Annotated in this window: 14 protein-coding genes; 8 read left to right on the plus strand and 6 right to left on the minus strand. The window is 68.0% G+C overall.

The window, feature by feature from the left end; translation table 11 throughout:
* The first annotated feature begins 2 nt into the window (after positions 1 to 2).
* Positions 3 to 464 (plus strand): MarR family winged helix-turn-helix transcriptional regulator, encoded by a 462-nt coding sequence (locus AC1Q6V_RS11925; RefSeq protein WP_010811054.1) that lies wholly within the window; start codon positions 3 to 5, stop codon positions 462 to 464.
* A 26-nt stretch (positions 465 to 490) separates the two neighbouring features.
* Here AC1Q6V_RS11925 and AC1Q6V_RS11930 read toward each other — a convergent pair whose 3' ends face one another.
* Together AC1Q6V_RS11930 and AC1Q6V_RS11935 are read right to left on the minus strand one after the other, a co-directional pair.
* Positions 491 to 1,156 carry a response regulator gene (locus AC1Q6V_RS11930; RefSeq protein ID WP_454750023.1) on the minus strand — a complete coding sequence of 222 codons (666 nt, stop codon included), beginning with the start codon at positions 1,154 to 1,156 and terminating at the stop codon, positions 491 to 493.
* 398 nt (positions 1,157 to 1,554) lie between these two features.
* On the minus strand, positions 1,555 to 2,514 hold the full coding sequence (locus AC1Q6V_RS11935) for a LysR family transcriptional regulator (protein ID WP_010811056.1): 960 nt from the start codon (positions 2,512 to 2,514) through the stop codon (positions 1,555 to 1,557).
* 829 nt (positions 2,515 to 3,343) lie between these two features.
* Between AC1Q6V_RS11935 and AC1Q6V_RS11940 the strand changes: the two genes are divergently transcribed.
* The 4 genes from AC1Q6V_RS11940 to AC1Q6V_RS11955 all read left to right on the plus strand — a co-directional run bounded on the left by AC1Q6V_RS11940 (position 3,344) and on the right by AC1Q6V_RS11955 (position 6,354).
* A complete protein-coding gene (locus AC1Q6V_RS11940) occupies positions 3,344 to 3,634 on the plus strand; it encodes a transposase (RefSeq protein WP_010811057.1) in 291 nt (96 codons plus the stop codon).
* 76 nt (positions 3,635 to 3,710) lie between these two features.
* Complete coding sequence (locus AC1Q6V_RS11945; protein ID WP_041688188.1) at positions 3,711 to 4,085, plus strand: hypothetical protein; 375 nt, start codon at positions 3,711 to 3,713, stop codon at positions 4,083 to 4,085.
* A 49-nt stretch (positions 4,086 to 4,134) separates the two neighbouring features.
* Positions 4,135 to 5,481: a DUF3300 domain-containing protein gene (locus tag AC1Q6V_RS11950; RefSeq protein ID WP_454750022.1), complete on the plus strand. Its 1,347-nt coding sequence runs from the start codon at positions 4,135 to 4,137 to the stop codon at positions 5,479 to 5,481.
* Between the two features lie 3 nt (positions 5,482 to 5,484).
* On the plus strand, positions 5,485 to 6,354 hold the full coding sequence (locus tag AC1Q6V_RS11955) for a DUF2950 domain-containing protein (RefSeq protein ID WP_011617628.1): 870 nt from the start codon (positions 5,485 to 5,487) through the stop codon (positions 6,352 to 6,354).
* Between the two features lie 30 nt (positions 6,355 to 6,384).
* Here the strand turns inward: AC1Q6V_RS11955 and AC1Q6V_RS11960 are convergent, their stop codons facing one another.
* Positions 6,385 to 7,164, minus strand: coding sequence for a Crp/Fnr family transcriptional regulator (locus AC1Q6V_RS11960; protein ID WP_058696572.1), 780 nt, complete (start codon positions 7,162 to 7,164; stop codon positions 6,385 to 6,387).
* Positions 7,165 to 7,404: 240 nt separating this feature from the next.
* Here AC1Q6V_RS11960 and AC1Q6V_RS11965 point away from each other — a divergent pair, with 240 nt between their 5' ends.
* Positions 7,405 to 8,493, plus strand: coding sequence for an extracellular catalytic domain type 1 short-chain-length polyhydroxyalkanoate depolymerase (locus tag AC1Q6V_RS11965; protein WP_010811062.1), 1,089 nt, complete (start codon positions 7,405 to 7,407; stop codon positions 8,491 to 8,493).
* Between the two features lie 82 nt (positions 8,494 to 8,575).
* Here the strand turns inward: AC1Q6V_RS11965 and AC1Q6V_RS11970 are convergent, their stop codons facing one another.
* The gene (locus AC1Q6V_RS11970; protein ID WP_439672065.1) at positions 8,576 to 9,886 is read right to left on the minus strand and encodes an MFS transporter; all 1,311 of its coding nucleotides are present in this window, start codon (positions 9,884 to 9,886) and stop codon (positions 8,576 to 8,578) included.
* 271 nt (positions 9,887 to 10,157) lie between these two features.
* Here AC1Q6V_RS11970 and AC1Q6V_RS11975 point away from each other — a divergent pair, with 271 nt between their 5' ends.
* On the plus strand, positions 10,158 to 14,147 hold the full coding sequence (locus tag AC1Q6V_RS11975) for a DUF748 domain-containing protein (RefSeq protein ID WP_454750021.1): 3,990 nt from the start codon (positions 10,158 to 10,160) through the stop codon (positions 14,145 to 14,147).
* 121 nt (positions 14,148 to 14,268) lie between these two features.
* A complete protein-coding gene (locus AC1Q6V_RS11980) occupies positions 14,269 to 14,451 on the plus strand; it encodes a rubredoxin (RefSeq protein ID WP_010811065.1) in 183 nt (60 codons plus the stop codon).
* A 39-nt stretch (positions 14,452 to 14,490) separates the two neighbouring features.
* Here the strand turns inward: AC1Q6V_RS11980 and AC1Q6V_RS11985 are convergent, their stop codons facing one another.
* The gene (locus AC1Q6V_RS11985; protein ID WP_010811066.1) at positions 14,491 to 15,732 is read right to left on the minus strand and encodes a Zn-dependent hydrolase; all 1,242 of its coding nucleotides are present in this window, start codon (positions 15,730 to 15,732) and stop codon (positions 14,491 to 14,493) included.
* On the minus strand, positions 15,729 to 16,760 hold the full coding sequence (locus AC1Q6V_RS11990; protein ID WP_454750020.1) for a histone deacetylase family protein: 1,032 nt from the start codon (positions 16,758 to 16,760) through the stop codon (positions 15,729 to 15,731). The genes AC1Q6V_RS11985 and AC1Q6V_RS11990 overlap by 4 nt, the downstream gene beginning before the upstream one ends.
* Positions 16,761 to 16,771: the final 11 nt, after the last annotated feature.

Below are 16,771 nucleotides of genomic sequence, written 5' to 3' on the forward strand. Positions count from 1 at the left end.
GGATGGAACTGGAGCGACAAAGCGTGGCCGTACTGCAGCAGTTCGGCCGCACCTACCGCGCCTACGCGGCCGCGTTCGAACAGCGCCTGGGGCTGCCGCTGCCCCGCTGGCGCATCCTGCATGCGCTGCATCACCAGGAGGGCGCGATCGGCCAGAAGGCGCTGGCTGACCTGGTCGGCATGGACCCCGGCGCGCTGACGCGCCAGCTCAAGGCCATGCAGGAACTTGGCTGGGTGGAGCGCAGCACCTCGGAACGCGACAACCGCGTGACCCACGTCACGCTGTCACGGACCGGCCAGCAGGTGGTGGCGCACGCCATGCCGCTGCGCTCAGCCTTTCTGGAGGATGTGCTTGCCGAGGTGTCGCCGTCGACCATGCGCGAGCTGTCGCGCGGACTGGCGCGGCTGGAGGCCGGCATTGCATACGCGCAAGCCCATGCGGCACAGGCAGCCGACGCCGCCTGATACGGCCGCGCCCGTGCCGCTGGCGCTCAGGCAGTCAGCAGCATGCCGTTCAGCGCCGCGAATTCAAACAGTTCCCGGTCGTTGGTGACGCCGAGCTTCTGCATGGCGCAGTTCTTCTGCCGGCTGATGGTCTTGACGCTGCGGCAGAGCAGGACGGCGATCTCACTCACGGACCGTCCGGCCAGGTATAGCCGCAATACTTCCATTTCACGCCGGGACAGGCGCTCCGCGCCGGCCTGGCCGGGTGTGGCCGGGTTGCCGGGATCGGCCTGCGACAGTACTTCAAGCGCGGATTTGCCGATGTAGTGGAAGCCCCGCTGGATACGGCAAACCACAGTCACCAGTTCTGACACGGGCGAGTCCTTGAGCAGCAGGCCGTGCACCTGGGTGTCCAGGATGGAGCGCAGCACCAGCGGATTGGTGATCATGGTCAGCACGATCACGGCCAGCGACGGATGCCGCCGCCGCAGGCTGGCAAGCAGGCGCAGGCCGTCGCTGTTGCCTTCGCCGTGCGCGGGCATGTGGTAGTCGGTGATCACGACATCGGGACGCAGGCTTTCCACGCTGTTCAGCAAGGCCGTCGCGCTGGTCACGCAGCCGCACACCTCCCACCCGGTCTGGGTATGCAGGCGGTCCGCGACGGCTGCGCTGACCAGGGGGTGGTCGTCGGCAAGCAGGATCCTCAATGTCATCTGGTTGCTCCTCGATTCTTGTTCGTGGCAGCGCCGGCATCAAGAAAACGCCGCACGTCAGCGAGACGTGCGGCGCAAAAACGACGCCAAACAATACGACGCCAGACAACTGCGTGCATTGCCCCGGGACCGGGCCAAACGGGAGACGGCCGGACCGCGGCAATGCCATTGCAGGATATCGGCCGCGCGGTCTGGCGAAACTAGGAGGATTCGCAAAGCGCCGCCGTGGCGCAGCGGCCTGCACCGGTCAAATTGGCGCGAGTGTAGCGCAGGGTCAGCGCTCGGAAAAATGTCTCAAGACTGTAATAAGAACGCCGCTTCTGCGCAGCCAAAGAAAAAGGCGCTGGCGCCATGGGGCTGCCAGCGCCTTGCGGGCGCCGCCGCTGCGGGGCGTTGCGTCACGCCAGTGCGGATTGCGCGTGGGCTGCGGCGCGGCCGTTGCGGCGGCTGTCGATGGCCTTGAGAGGGGCGCGCAGCACGGCGCTGCCGACATCCATGATGTCGCGCAGCACGCCCTTGTCGCCGCTGCGCTCCGGTGCCCAGAAATGCAGTGCGGCCCATTCCGGGAAGCTGCTCGGCGGTGCCAGCAGGCGCGTCTTGCGCTCGCGCGTGACCAGCGGCACGTTGAAGTCCAGCACCGGGCAGATGCCCCCGGCCGAATGCAGCAGCGTGATCTGGGTATGCCATGATGGGACCACGGTCTCGCGATGCCCCGGAGTGCTGGCCTGGCGGCTCAGGAAGGCCCGCAGCGGGCTGCCGGCCTCGCAGTCTTCCTGCAGCAGGATCCAGTCGCTTTCGCCTTCGTCATGGCTGCCGCCGCGCGTGGCGCTGACCAGCCGGCGCGGCGTGGCCATGATGTTGTGCTGGCGCACGCGTTCGGGGTCGTGGCCGCTGTCGACGATGAAGGCGCAGTCCAGTTCGCCGCTGCCGAGATGGCCGGCAAGGGTGGCGTCGGCGATCACCGGGCGCGTGATAAAGCTGTCGCGCGGAAACTGCTCGCACAGTGCGGTCAGGATCTCGGTGATGACCGGGTCGCCGATCGACGATGAAAAGCCGATCGAAACGCGTCTGCCGTCGTCACGGCGCTTGCTCAGGCCAGGCTCGCCGGGGCGCACCAGCTGGTTCCATTTGGCCAGGATCTGCCGCGCCGTCTGCTCCAGGCGCAGCGCATGCGGTGTGGGTTCGAGCATCCCGTTGCGCTTGACGAACAGCGGATCGCCGGTGATTTCGCGCAAGCGCGCGAGGCTGTAGGCCACCGTCGGCACGCGTCCCTGCGTGCAGGCCGCAACGGCGCTGAGGTCCCGGTATTCCATGACCAGGACAAAGACATGCAACAACTTCGTGCTGACGTGACGCATTCCGACTTCTCCCGATCCATGACTTTGTTTTCTCTATTTTCTTGTTGGTCCGACACCTACAGCACTGCGTCGGACAAAGGGCGCAAGCGCGGCCTGGTGTCAGGGCAATGATCCGGTCCCTGACAGTGACAGGCGCAAGCGGCATGCGCGGCGCGCGCTGCGGGCATGTCCGGATGAAAGACAGGTGGGCGAAAGCCCGGGCAGGATGCTGCGAAAACGCATGGCACGACTCCTGAATGTCCGACTTGCGTCGACAAATGGCGCAGTGACGATTCGATCCTTCAGGCCCGGTACTGTTGGCAGCGTGAACGCGCACCACGTCTGGGTGGTGCGGGCTGCCTGGCCGCTCTTCTGCCGGCGCCGCCAGGGCGCCGCGCGAAGGCGTGCGAAATTTAGTTGTGCCGAGGAATCTTAATACATGCTCAGCAAAAGTCATAGAAACTTGAATTGATGGCAGTCTTCTAATTTTGTTTAGTACCTCTTTGTCTGTACATCAATACATGGCTTGAAATCGGGGCCACCGGGCGATTCATCCACGATCACTGCCGTGCAGAAGGTCGTCATGCCCATGTGTTATCGCGGCCGGCATCTTCGTTTCCGCGATGCGCAGCGCGAATGATCTAACTGGACTCCAAATTGGCTTAACGAAATTTGGCAATGCGCGCCAGCGCCGGCGGCAGCTTGTGCAGAGATAATTTTCTTAACTCGCGCAGCGAAGACACTGAATTGCTTTTTGGCGCGGCCGTGGGCTAACGTAGGGCCAGAGTCGGCACGGTTGGCGGCGCGGCTGGCGCCGCTTGTGGCCCGCCGTTGTGATGCGGAGAGATTCGTGAACAGACGGTATTCGGAAGAGCAGATCCGCGGCTACCTGGCCGAGGCGGCCAGCGGCGTGCCGGTGCGTGAGCTGTGCGCGCGCTATGGTTTCAGCGATGCTTCGTTCTACGGATGGCGGGCCCGTTACGGCCAGCCCAGCCAGGGTGATGCACGTGACGGCCGCAAGCTGCGCGAGCTGCAGGAAGAGAATGCCCGGCTGAAGAGTATGCTTGCGGATGCGCTGCTCAAGCTTGAGCTGATGCGCAACCGTACCGGCCGCCGCAATGGCACTGGCAAGGATCGCTAGCGGCGGACGGTTCTTGCAACTTGCAATGCGCCGCGGTGTCGCTTCCACGTGCCGCGGAGGGTTCTGGAGTATTGGTTTGACGAAGTTTCTGATCAAGGCGGGCGTGCTGGCATGCGCCGCCATGGTGGTTGTCCCGGCGTGGGCAGCCAGTGCTGCATCGGCGGCTGCGGCCGCCGGCACTCCGATGGTGGCCCCGCCGCCGCCACGGATGCTGGACGAAGCCACGGCCGTGGTGGAAGGACCTGATGGCAAGGTGTCTGCGTCGCAGCGGCAGCACTGCCAGTCATTGCTGGACCAGGTCAACGCGCTGCCCGGCGGGCCGCAGTGGTCCACTGGCAAGTCGTCGGTAACCACTGCCGACGGGCGCACATATCCGACACTGGAACGCCAGGCAGACCGCAAGCGCCTGGAAGAGGCGTATCGCCAGGAATGCACGCAGCAGCGCCGCTGAGGCGCCCCCCGGCAGCGGGCCGTCACCTGCGTATTTGTGGAGAGCCGACATGCACCGTTTCAAACACCTCTTCGCATGGTGCCTGGCACTGATGCTGATGGCGCCGCTCGGGCCAGCGATGGCGCAGTCCAAGCTGAGCAATGCCCAGCTTGACCAGCTGACCGCGCCGATTGCCCTGTATCCCGATGCGCTGTTGTCGCAGGTGCTGATGGCTGCCACCTATCCGGCCGACGTCGCAGCTGCGGCGCAATGGTCCAAGGCCAATCCCAGCCTGTCTGGCGATGCCGCGACCAAGGCGGTCGCCAGCCAGGCCTGGGACCCCAGCGTGCAGTCGCTGGCCGCGTTCCCCTCCGTGCTCGACATGATGGGCCGCCAGCCGCAGTGGGTGCAGTCGGTCGGCGACGCTTTCCTGGCCCAGCCCAATGACGTGATGGATTCGGTGCAGCGGCTGCGGGTGCAGGCGCAGAAGGCCGGCACGCTGAAGACGACCGAGCAGCAGAAGGTCGTGACGCAGACCACCGGCGGCACCACGATCGTGCAGATCGAGCCGGCCAATCCGCAAGTGGTCTACGTGCCGACCTACAACCCGACCACGGTTTACGGTACCTGGGCGTATCCCGCGTATCCGCCGGCCTATTACCCGCCGCCGCCCGGCTCCGTGTTTGCCACGGCACTGGTAACGGGCATCGGCTTCGGGCTTGGCGTGGCGGCGGTCGATGCGATGTGGGGCGGGTTCAACTGGAATAGCCACGACGTCAACATCAATGTGAACCGCTACAACAACATCAACGTCAACCAGCGCCTGGACGTCAACCGTGCCAACGTGAACTGGCAGCACAACCCCGCCAACCGCGGCAACGTGCCCTACAACAATGCGGCGGTGCGCGGTCGCTATGACCAGCAGCGCCAGTCCGGCCTCGCCAGCCGGCAGCAGGCTGCGCAACCCGGCCAGCGCGTGGGGGCCGCCGGCGGCGGGGTGCAGCGCCAGCCTTCCGAGCGCGACCAGGCGCGTGAGCGCGCCGCGCAGTCGTTCGAGGGCCGTACCGGACAATCCATACCGGGCCATGCGGGCGGGGTGGCAGACCGCTCGCGCCCGGGTGCCGCCGGCGGTGGCGTGCAGAATCCGCGGCCGGCCGGTGCCGACCGCCAGCGCGCAGACCAGGCCCAGGCCCGCGACCGCGCCCGCAATGCCAACCGGGACAGCGCGCTGCGCGATGCCGGCAACGGCGACCGCGTGCGCCAGCAGACCCAGCGCGCGGCGATGCCGCAGCGGGAAGCGCCGCAAGCGCGCCCGGCCGGGCTCCACCAGGGCGGCGGGCACCAGGGCGGTGGTCTGGGCGGCGGCGGTGGAGGCCGGCTCGGCGGCGGCGAACATTTCGGCCATGGTCGGAGGTAAGTCATGATGCACATGACCGCTAATCCCTTCTCTGCCGCAGCCCGAGCGCGCGCGCTGCGCACGCTGGCGGCGGCCGCGGCCCTGTCCCTGGCCCTGCCGGCGATGGCCCAGCAGGTCTTCCCCAGCCCTGACGCTGCCGCCGAGGCGCTGGGTGATGCCATCGCGCGCAGCGACGGCGATGCATTGCAGCGCGTGCTGGGCAAGCAATACCAGTCGCTGGTGCCGGAGGGCTCCATCAACCGCGACGACGTGTACGAATTCCTTGGCGCCTGGGCGCGCCACCATGCCGTGCAGCCCGATGGCGAGCGCCGCGCGCTGATCGCGGTCGGGCAGAGCGGATGGACCTTCCCCGTGCCGCTGGCAAAGCAGAAGGACGGTTGGCAGTTCGACCTGCGTGCCGGCCAGCAGGAAGTGCGCCGCCGCCGGCTCGGGCGCAATGAACTGGTGACGATGGAAACGCTGCTGCAGCTGGCCGATGCCCAGCAGCGCTACGCGGAGCAGGTGGGGCTGGGGCGCTACGCGACCCAGTTGATCAGCGCGCCGGGCAAGACCAACGGCCTGTACTGGCCCGCGGCCAGCGAGCAGGACGCCAGCCCGATCGGCCCCGATGCGCTTGCCATGGGCCCGGATACGCCCGCCGCAGATGCTTTCTACGGCTACCATTACCGGATCCTGCCGCCGGCCAAGGGCAGCGACGCCAAGTACGGCCTGATTGCCTGGCCGGCCCGCTATGGCGATACCGGCGTGCATAGCTTCATGCTCGGCAGCGACCGCGTCTTCTATGAGCGCGACCTCGGGCCCGGCACCGCATCGCGCGCCAAGGCCATCCGCAGTTTTTCGCCTGCCGGCTGGCAGCGCGTGGCGGACCGCTGAGCCCTTGGCCCCTGCGCCCCGGCCAGCCGTCTAGGCCAGCCGGGGTTCGCCGAACTCCCCGCCGTAGGCTTCTGATCTGGCCGCCGCCTGGCGCGGGGCCGGATCCAGGTCGGCATAGACCGCGGCCAGCCCGTCGCGGTCGATGATGCGCAGGTGCCGCTGGCGCACCGAGATCAGCCCGACCGAGGCAAAGCGCGACAGCAGCCGCGACACCGTTTCCAGGGTTAGCCCAAGCAGGCTGGCGATGTCCGTGCGCGACATCGCCAGCGTCAGCGCGCCGTCGCGGTTGCCGTCGCGGCGCGCCTGCTCGCCGGCGAGGTCGAGCAGCAGCATGGCCAGGCGCTGTGGCGCCCTCATCGACCCCACCGCCACCAGCAGCACGCGTTCGCGCTCGGCGTTGCGGCGCATCGCTTCCAGCACCGTTTCACGGAATGGGGCGGCCTGCATGAGGGTGCGCAGGGATTCGACCGAGACCGCACAAACCATTGCATCCTGCAGCGCGATTGCACCAGTCCCATAGACCGGACCTTCGTGCGGCTCAAGCCCCAGCACGTCGCCGGGCAGCGAAAAACCCGTTACCTGCCGCCAGCCCAGCGGCGATTCATAGACCTGCTTGGCGCTGCCATGGCGCAGCGGGTAGACCGTCAGCGCAGGGCGGCCCTGGCGAAACACATGCTCGCCGGTGCGCACCTCTACCAGCTCCGGCTGCAGCGCCATCGGCGCGTGCGGCAGCGGGGCTTGTGGCCTGGCATTGTGGCAAACGTGGCGAAAGAGGCAGAGCAGGCAGGCTGGGGCGCCGCTGTCCGGCATGGTGTCATTGTCCTCCGGTGACGATGGCCAAGTATAAAACGCCGGCAACGCAAGCCATCTCGCTGCGATCTGCATTCTTTCGTATGGCTGGTTTAAAAATTTCGCATTACGGGGGCGAGGCTCGTTGCGTTTGTGCCATAAGCGCGGGAGCACGCCGGCGGGCGTAATGCGGATTGTGATATGCTGCAACGCAACAATAAAGGCATAGGAGGAGATCGCGTCACACGATCAGGAGTCCTCATGACCAAAAGCTTTGCCGCTGACTGGCACGCGCAGATCCGGCGACTGAGCCGTGCGCAAGCCCGCACGGAAGCCCAGGTGAAGTCCTGGCTGGACCGCGTGGATTCGCTTAATCCGCTCACGCCGGCTCGGCCTGACCGCCCGCCGGGCAAGGTCCGGCCCGCCCGGCCAGCACCCGCGCCGGGTTCCCTGCCCGGTACCTGGCAGGCGCACAGGCTGCGCCTGGCGCCGCTGCCGGGCGAACTGGTGCCGCAACTCTCGTATCACCTCTACATACCGTCCAAGGCCCATCGCGGCCCGTTGCCGGTGGTGGTGGTGCTGCATGGCTGCCGCCAGACGCCGGATGACCTGTCGGCCGGCACCCGCATGAATGCGCTGGCCGAGCGCGAGGGATTTATCGTGGCCTACCCGCAACAGCCCTTGCGGCGCCAGGTGCAGCGCTGCTGGCAGTGGTTCGACCTGGGCGCCGCTGAGGGCGGACGCGAGGCGCAGGCGGTGGCCGCGCTGATCGATGCGCTGGCTGCGCGCCACGACGTGCGCGAGCGCGAGATCTACCTGGCCGGCATGTCCGCCGGCGCGGCCATGGCCGCGGTGGTGGCGTTGCGCTACCCGGGCAAGGTGGCGGCCGCGGCGCTGCATTCCGGCGTGGTCATCGGCGCCGCCGACAACCCGCGCGCCGGCCTGCGGGCCATGCAGCAAGGCTCGGCGGCCGATCCGTCATGGCTGCTGGATGCCGCCGGCGTGACGCCGGGCGGTCCCGAGATGCCCGCGCTGGTGATCCACGGCCTGGCCGACGACGCGGTCCATCCGGTCAATGGCCGTCTGCTGGCGCGGCAGTTCCTGGCTTACAACGGCCTGGAAGACCGGCTCGCCGGTGCGCCCGCGCAGTCCGGCCCGGAGGACGAAGCGCCGGGCCGGTCTCATGAATACCGCTTCGGCCGCTGGCGCCGCGACCTGGTCACGCTGGTGGAAGTGGAGGGCTTGGGCCACGCCTGGAGCGGCGGCGATGCCAGCTATGGCTACCACAGCGATATCGGCCCGGATGCCAGCACGATGATGTGGCAGTTCTTCAGCCAGCACCGCCGTTGAAGTCGGGCAGCACCAATGCGCATCAAGCGCGCACAAGAAAAGGGAGGGCGCCTGCCCTCCCTTTTTCCTTGCAGCAGCCGCGTCAGCCGCGCGAGCGGTCCTTGACGAACAGCGCAGTCACCATGCCCAGCACGCACAGCGCGACCACATAGTGGGCCGGCGCCAGCGGATCCTGCTTCAGCAGCAGCGTGACGACCATCGGCGTCAGCCCGCCGAAGATCGCATACGACACGTTGTACGAGAATGACAGGCCCGAGAAGCGCACCTGCGCCGGGAACGCATTGACCAGCACGAACGGCACCGCGCCGATGGTGCCGACCAGGAAGCCGGTCAGCGCATAGAGCGGCAGCAGCAGGTCGGGGCGGGTGAAGATCGTCGTGTAGAACATATAGGCGCAGATGGCCAGCAGCAGGCCGCCGACGAACAGCGTGCGGCGCGCACCGATGCGGTCGGCCAATGCGCCGGAGACGACACAGCCGATCGTCAGGCACAGCGTGGCGACGCTGTTGGCGACCAGTGCCGTGCGCGCGTCAAAGCCATACAGCTTCTGCAGGAAGGTGGGCGTCATCAGGATCACCACCACGATGCCGGCCGACAGCATCCAGGTCAGCAGCATCGACACCGCGACGCTGCCGCGGTGGTTGCGCACCACCGACTTCAGCGGCATTTCCGCGGCCAGCGCCTTGCGCTTCTGCAGTTCGGCGAAGACCGGCGTCTCATGCAGCCAGCGCCGCAGGTACATCGAGGCGATGCCGAACACGCCGCCGATCAGGAACGGCACGCGCCAGCCGTGGTCGGCCAGCTCGGCCGGGGTGAAGACGCTGTTGATGCCGGTGGCGACCAGCGAACCCAGCAGGATGCCGGCAGTCAGCCCCGCGGTCAGCGTGCCGCAGGCATAGCCGACATGGCGCGCCGGCACGTGCTCCGATACGAACACCCAGGCGCCGGGCACTTCGCCGCCGACGGCCGCGCCTTGCAGGATGCGCAGCACCAGCAGCAGCACCGGCGCGGCCAGGCCGATCGACTGGTAGGTGGGCATCAGGCCCATCAGCAGCGTGGGCACCGACATCAGCAGGATCGACAGTGTGAACATCTTCTTGCGGCCGAGCAGGTCACCGAAGTGCGCCATGATGATGCCGCCCAGCGGCCGGGCCAGGTAGCCGGCCGCGAAAATGCCGAAGGTCTGCAACTGGCGCAGCCAGTCCGGCACCGACGGCGGGAAGAACAGCTGCCCGATGACCGTCGCGAAAAAAACGAAGATGATGAAGTCGTAGAACTCAAGGGCGCCGCCAAGCGCGGCAAGGGCAAGGGTCTTGTAATCCTGGCCGGTCAGCGGGCGCGCGCTGGCTCGCGGCGCGCCGACACCTGCGGCGGTACTGCTGGTGGTAGACATGAATGGACTCGCATGGAAGAGATCGCATGCGAAGCGCGCAGCACGGAATACGTGATGGGTGTGGCCGGAGGGTACAGCACAGGGGAGGCAGGCCCGATGTGGCGGGTAAGCCGCAGGCTTGCGACGAAACGCTTCGCAAAGGGCGTAAAGATACCAGATCGGCCTACGCAGCGTTGAGGGGTCAATTCTGATTTCTTTGCTTTGTCCGAAACCGTTGCCATAATGTCGAAAAATGTGAAATCCGGGGCACAAACCATCGTGCAGCGCCGGAATGCGGGGTCAGATCTTCTGGAACGACATGGCTTTCAAGCAATCCATCCAGGCAGTGGCTGCCACGCCACGCGGCCGGCTGACGACGCGCGTCGCCGGCGGCGTGGTCGCGGCGCTCGCGGTGTTTGGGCTGGCCGGGTATTTTGGCGGCCCGCCGCTGCTCAAATACCTGATTGAAAAGAACGCGACCGACGCGCTGGGGCGCAAGGTCACGCTGGGCAGGGCCCACGTGCGCCCGTTCGAGCTGGCGGCCACGCTGACCGACCTCACTATCTATGAGCGCGACGGCAAGACCCCCGCGCTGACGCTGGGCGAGGCCGAGGCCAATACCTCGCTGGCCTCGGTCTGGCATCTGGCGCCGGTGGTGGACAACCTCCACGTCGACCGGCTGGCCGTGCACGTGGTGCGCGACGCCGACGGCCGCATGAGCTTTGCCGACGTCCAGGAGAAGCTTGCGGCCCTGCCGCCCAAGCCGCCCGATGCCAAGCCGGCGCGCTTTTCGGTCAACAACATCGCAGTTACCGGCAGCAGCTTCGGCTATGACGACAAGCAGCTCGGTTCCAGCCTGCGCGTCGACAACCTGACGCTGACCCTGCCGTTCCTGTCGAACCTGCCGCATGACGTCGAGATCGTGACGCGGCCCACGCTGAGCGCACGGGTCAACGGCACGCCGCTGGCGCTGGACGGCGAAGTGCTGCCGTTTGCCGATTCGCGCCAGACCCGGCTCAACGTCAACCTAGACGGCCTGGAGGTCGCGCGCCTGATGGCGTTCGCGCCGCCGCTGCGCGATGCCGAGGTCAAGTCCGGCAAGCTCGACACGCGCCTGACCGTGGCCTTCCGACAGCAGAAGGACACGCAGGAGATGCTGGTGATGGGCACGGCCGCGTTGCGCGATGCCGAGGTCGTCACGCGCGCCGGCCAGCCGCTGGTCAAGAGCGGCCGCCTGGCGGTGGATATCGGCAAGCTCGAGCCGCTGGCTCACCGCGCGCAGCTGCGCAGCGTTGAGATCGAGGGGCTGGGCGTGGAAGCCGCGCGGCGCGCAGATGGCTCGCTGAACCTGGCCACGGCGTTCCTGCCACAGGCGGTCAGCAATTCCACGGATGGCGTGGCGCCCGCGCCGGCGCCTGCCTCGGCGCCGGCAGCGGCCGCCGCCTCGGGGGTGCAGGCGGCGCCGGCCAAGGCGGCGCCAAAAGACGTGCCGTGGCGCTATGCGGTCGACCGCATCGTCGTCAGGCAGGCCCGGCTGGGGTTTGAAGATGCACTGGCGCCATCGGGCCCGGGCAAGCTTGCACTCGGCCCGCTCGATGCCGAGGTCAAGGGCTTCGCCGGCACCGACGGCGACAAGCCGGCCAGGATCGAGGCCACGCTGACCGTGGCCGATGGCCAGACCCTGCACCATGCCGGCGACCTGCTGCTGCGCGACGGCTCGATGGCCGGCACGCTGGAAACCACCGGCCTGCGGCCGCAGGGGTTTGCCGCATGGTGGCCGCGCGAGCTGCGCAGCCAGTTCGGCACTACCGCGGTCAATGCCGAACTGAACTACCGCATGTCGTGGGGCACGCCGCAGTTCCAGTTCGTGCTGGAAAAATCGCGGCTGGAACTGGCGCCGCTCTACGTGGCCACGCGCGATCCGGTGACGATGCCGGTTCCGGCCGCCGCACGCGATGCCGATGCCAGTGCAAGACCCGCCGGCAACGACAATGCCGCCCCGCGCAGCGCACGCCGCGCGCGTGAGCGCGCCGCCGACCGCGAGGGCGCCAACCTGCCGCTGCTGCAGGCTGAAAAACTGGTGCTGGACGATATCCAGTTCGACCTGGCCAAGCAGACCTTCGCCACCAGCCAGGTCACCCTGGCCAGGCCGCAGCTCGCTGCCACGCGCGACCACAGCGGCGAGCTGATCGAGATGGCGCGCCTGTGGGCTACCGAATCGGCGCAGCAGGTGCGCGCCACGCCGCGCCGGAATGGAGCAGCCGCACCCGCCACCAACGGCAAGCCAGCGGGTGGCGGCTGGAAGGCAGACATCGGCAAGGTCACGGTGGAAGGCGGCAGCGCCCGCCTGGCCGACTACCAGCCGGCCGGGGCCAACCGCGGCCGCCCGGTGATCCACCAGTTCCGCAATATCGCGCTGAGCACCGGCTCGGTCGCCTGGCCGCTGACGCCGGCGGCGGTGCCGCTCAAGCTGCATGCCGAATCCGGTCGCCGCGGCGTGATCGGCGTGGATGGCACGGTGTTGCCGACCGTCCCCGCCAGCCGGCTGCAGCTGGACCTGCGCGAGGTCGAGGTGAGCCCGCTCCAGCCCTACCTGGCTGACCGCTTCAACGCCGCCCTGCGCACCGGCACGCTGACGGCAAGGGGCAAGCTCAATGTCGATGCGCCAACCGGCAAGCCCATCGCCGCGCAGTTCAGCGGCAACGTGCAAACCGGCAACGTGCGCACGGTGGACCGCGTCAGCGGCGAAGACTTCCTGCGCTGGCGTTCGCTGGCGGTATCGGGCATCGACTTCGCCATGGACGAGAGCAAGGGCCCGATGCGCGTGAGCCTGGGCAATGTCGCGCTGTCTGACTTCTATGCCCGCGTGATCCTGAACGCCAACGGCCGCCTGAACCTGCAGGACGTGATGGCCGGCGGCGCCGAGAAGGGCGAGGCGGCGCCATCGACCAGCCTGACGCAGGCCAACCCGGCCTCGGCGCCGGCAACGCCGCCGGTGCAGACCGGTGATACGCGTACGGCCCAGGTCGAGCAGAAGCCGGGCGGCCCCAAGCCGCAGGTGCGCATCGGCGGGGTCTCGGTCGAGAAGGGCAATATCAATTTCTCGGACTTCTTCGTCAAGCCCAACTACACGGCCAACCTGACCGGCATGAAGGGCAAGGTGTCCAAGGTGTCGTCGGGCGACCCCACGCCGGCCGACCTGGTGCTGGATGGCCGCATCGACGACGATGCGCCGGTCAATATCAGCGGCAAGCTCAATCCGCTGGGTGAGCAGCTGTTCCTGGACATTGCCGCCAAGGCCTCGGGCGTGGAACTGACGCGGCTCACGCCGTATGCGGCCAAGTACGCCGGCTACCCGATCACCAAGGGCAAGCTGACGGTGGACGTGGCCTACAAGATCGAGAACGGCAAGCTCGATGCGAGCAACCACCTGTTCCTGGACCAGCTCACCTTCGGCGAGCGCGTCGACAGCCCGGATGCGACCAAGCTGCCGGTGCTGCTGGCGGTGTCGCTGCTGAAGGACCGCAACGGCGTGATCGACGTGAACCTGCCGGTGTCGGGCTCGTTGTCGGATCCGGAGTTCAGCATCGGCGGCGTGATCGTGCGCGTGATCGTCAATCTGCTGACCAAGGCGATCACGTCGCCGTTCTCGCTGATCGCCTCGGCCTTTGGCGGCGGCGGGGGCGAGGAGCTGGGCTATGTCGAGTTCGCGCCCGGCACCGCGGCGCTGACGCCGGCGGCCAGGGACAAGATCACCAAGCTGGGCCAGGCGCTCAATGACAGGCCCGCGCTGCGGCTGGAAATCAGCGGCCGCATCGACCCGGCCACCGACGAGGCCGGCGCGCGCCGCGCGTGGCTGGATGCGCGCGTGGCCGAGCAGAAGCGGCGCGACCAGCGCGACAGCGCACAGGTGGGCGGCGAGGCCGACAACGACGAAGCCGGCGAGCAGGGCGCCGAGATCAAGGTCTCGAAACAGGAGTACCCGAAGTACCTGGAGCAGGTCTACAAGCGCACATCGATGAAGAAGCCGCGCAACTTCGTCGGCTTCACCAAATCCCTGCCGCCCGAGGAAATGGAAAAGCTGCTGATGGCCAACGCCACGGTCACCGAGGCCGACCTGAAGCGCCTGGCCGAGCAACGCGCACTGGTGGTCAAGCAGTCGCTCGAACGCGAGGGCAAGGTGTCGGAGAGCCGGCTGTTCCTGACCGCGCCCAAGCTCAGCGCCGAGGGCATCAAGGACAAGGGCGCGCCCAACCGCGTGGACTTCTCCATTCGCGGCTAGCCGGCGCGGCGGCGCCGCACGGTGCGGCGCCGCCACAGGCCCGGCCCGGAAAACCGGTATGATTCGGCCCGGACAATCCGTTCCATAGCCGATTCAGGAGTGTGTTTTGCAGCAGGATCAATTGGAAGCCGCCGTCGCCTACAAGACCTGGGTGTGCGTGATCTGCGGCTGGGTCTACGACGAAGAACAGGGCTGGCCGGAAGACGGCATCGCCCCCGGCACGCGCTGGGAAGACATCCCCGAGGACTGGCGCTGCCCGGAATGCGACGTCGGCAAGGCCGAATTCGCCATGATCGAGCTGTAACGCCGCACGCACTTTCCTGTCCGGCCGACCCATGCGGGCTCAGCCCCGGGCTTGCGCCAGCATGGCGGCAAGCAGCACATTGGCGCCCGCCTCGAGATGCTCGGGCCTGGCGTCCTCGATCTCGTTATGGCTGATGCCGTCCTTGCACGGCACGAAGATCATTGCCGCCGGCGCTACCCTGGCCAGGTAGACCGCGTCGTGGCCAGCGCCGGTGACGATGTCGCAATGCGTGTAGCCACGCGCCGCGGCCGCGTGCCGGACATGGGCCACAAGCTCGGGCGCGAAGGGCGTCGGCTCGAAGCGCTGGATCGCTTCAACTTCCACCGCCAGCGCGGCACCTGTAGTGCTGCCGCTGGCCAGCGCCGCGCACGCTGCGCGCAGCCTTGCTTCCATCCGGTCGAGCTGGCCGCCATCGAGATGGCGAAGGTCGACGCTGAACTGTACCCGCCCCGGAATGACGTTGCGTGAAGACGGGTGGACATTGACCACCCCGACCGTCCCCCGGCCATCGGGGGCAAAGTCGTCCGCGATCTTCGCCACTTCCTGGAACAGGAACGAAGCGCCATGCAGGGCGTCCCGGCGCAGCGGCATGGGGGTGGGGCCGGCATGCGCCTCCATGCCCGTCACCGTGACGTCATACCAGCGCAGGCCAAGCGACCCCGTCACCACGCCGATGACCTTGTCCTCGGCCTCGAGGATCGGGCCTTGCTCGATATGCGCCTCGAAGTACGCGCCAACCTTGTGGCCGACCGGCGCGGTGCCCGCATAGCCGATCGCCGCGAGTTCGCCGGCAACGGACTTGCCGGCGTTGTCGGTTGCCGTCAAAGCGGTGGCTTCGGGGAAAACGCCGGCGAACACGCCCGATCCCATCATCACCGGCACGAAGCGCGCGCCTTCCTCATTGGTCCAGATCGCCAGTTCCAGCGGCGCCTCGGTGGTCACGCCGTGCTGGTTGAGCGTGCGCATGACTTCCAGCCCGGCCATCACGCCATAGCATCCGTCGAACTTGCCGCCGGTGGGCTGGGTGTCGATATGGCTGCCGGTCATGACCGGGGCAAGCGCGTCGTTGCGGCCCGCCCGGCGCCCGAAGATATTGCCCACGCGGTCGATGCGCACCGCCAGGCCGGCGTCGCGCATCCAGCCGGTGACGAGGTCGCGCGCCTGCCCGTCCAGCGCGGTCAGGGCCAGACGCGCATTGCCGCCCCTGGGCGTGGCGCCGATCCGCGCCAGGTCCATCAGCGCTTGCGACAGGCGTTCGCCATTGATCGTGATTGCGTTCATACGCCCGTCCCTGACTGTTGGATGCCGCCGAAGAAGGCCGTTGCATTGGCGGCGAGCGAATCGAGGTGGTAGCCGCCTTCCTGCACGACCAGCGTGGGCAGGCCCAGTGCGGCAACGGCGCGGCCGAGGCGGCCGAAGCCTGCGGTGGACACGTCCACCAGCGACTGCGGATCCTCGCGGCAGATGTCGAAGCCGAGCGACAGCACCAGCGCGTCTGCCTGGAAGCGTTCGATGGCGCCGCGTGCGGTGTCCAGCTTGTCGAAGAAGACGGACTCGGGCGAACGGTGCGGCATCGGCAGGTTGAGGTTGTGGCCGGTGCCGGCGCCGCGGCCGTGCTCATCGTCGAAGCCCGCGACCACCGGATAGAAGTTGGTCGGGTCGCCGTGGATCGACACGTAGAGCACATCGGCCCGGTCGTAGAAGATCTCCTGGATGCCCTGGCCGTGGTGCATGTCGGTATCGAGGATGGCTACGCGGCCAAGGCGCGCGCGCAGGGCCTGGGCGGCGATCGCGGCATTGTTCAGGTAGCAGAAGCCGCCCGCCGCGTCGCGCCGGGCATGATGGCCAGGCGGCCGGCACAAGGCGTAGGCGCGGCGTGCGCCGTCCAGCAGCGCCCGGGCCCCGGCCACCGCGCTCTGCGCCGACCAGTAGGCCGAGCGCCAGGTGTTCAGGCCCACCGGGCAGCTGCCATCGGCGAGATAGCGCGCGGCCTGCGCCAGCACGCCGCGCAGGGCGTTGGGCTCGCGCACGAAGATATTGGACATGACCTCGTCGCCCCAGTCCTCCGGCAGCTCGCGCCAGCTGGCATGGGCGTCCTGCAGGAACTGCAGGTAAGCCTGGTCGTGCACCGCGGCAAGCGGCGCGAGGCCGTGGTCGGCGGGGGCGTGGAGCGCGAAGCCAAGCGCCTCTGCCGCCTGGACCAGCCGCTGCGCCCGCGCAGGCAGCTCCTGCGGCGAGCGCATCCTGCCGCGCGAGTAGTAGCTCTGCGGATGGTGCAGCAATTGCTCGGGATGGAAAAACGTCAGCATGGGGTTTGCAA

It is taken from the genome of Cupriavidus sp. GW823-FHT07B10, assembly GCF_058794355.1.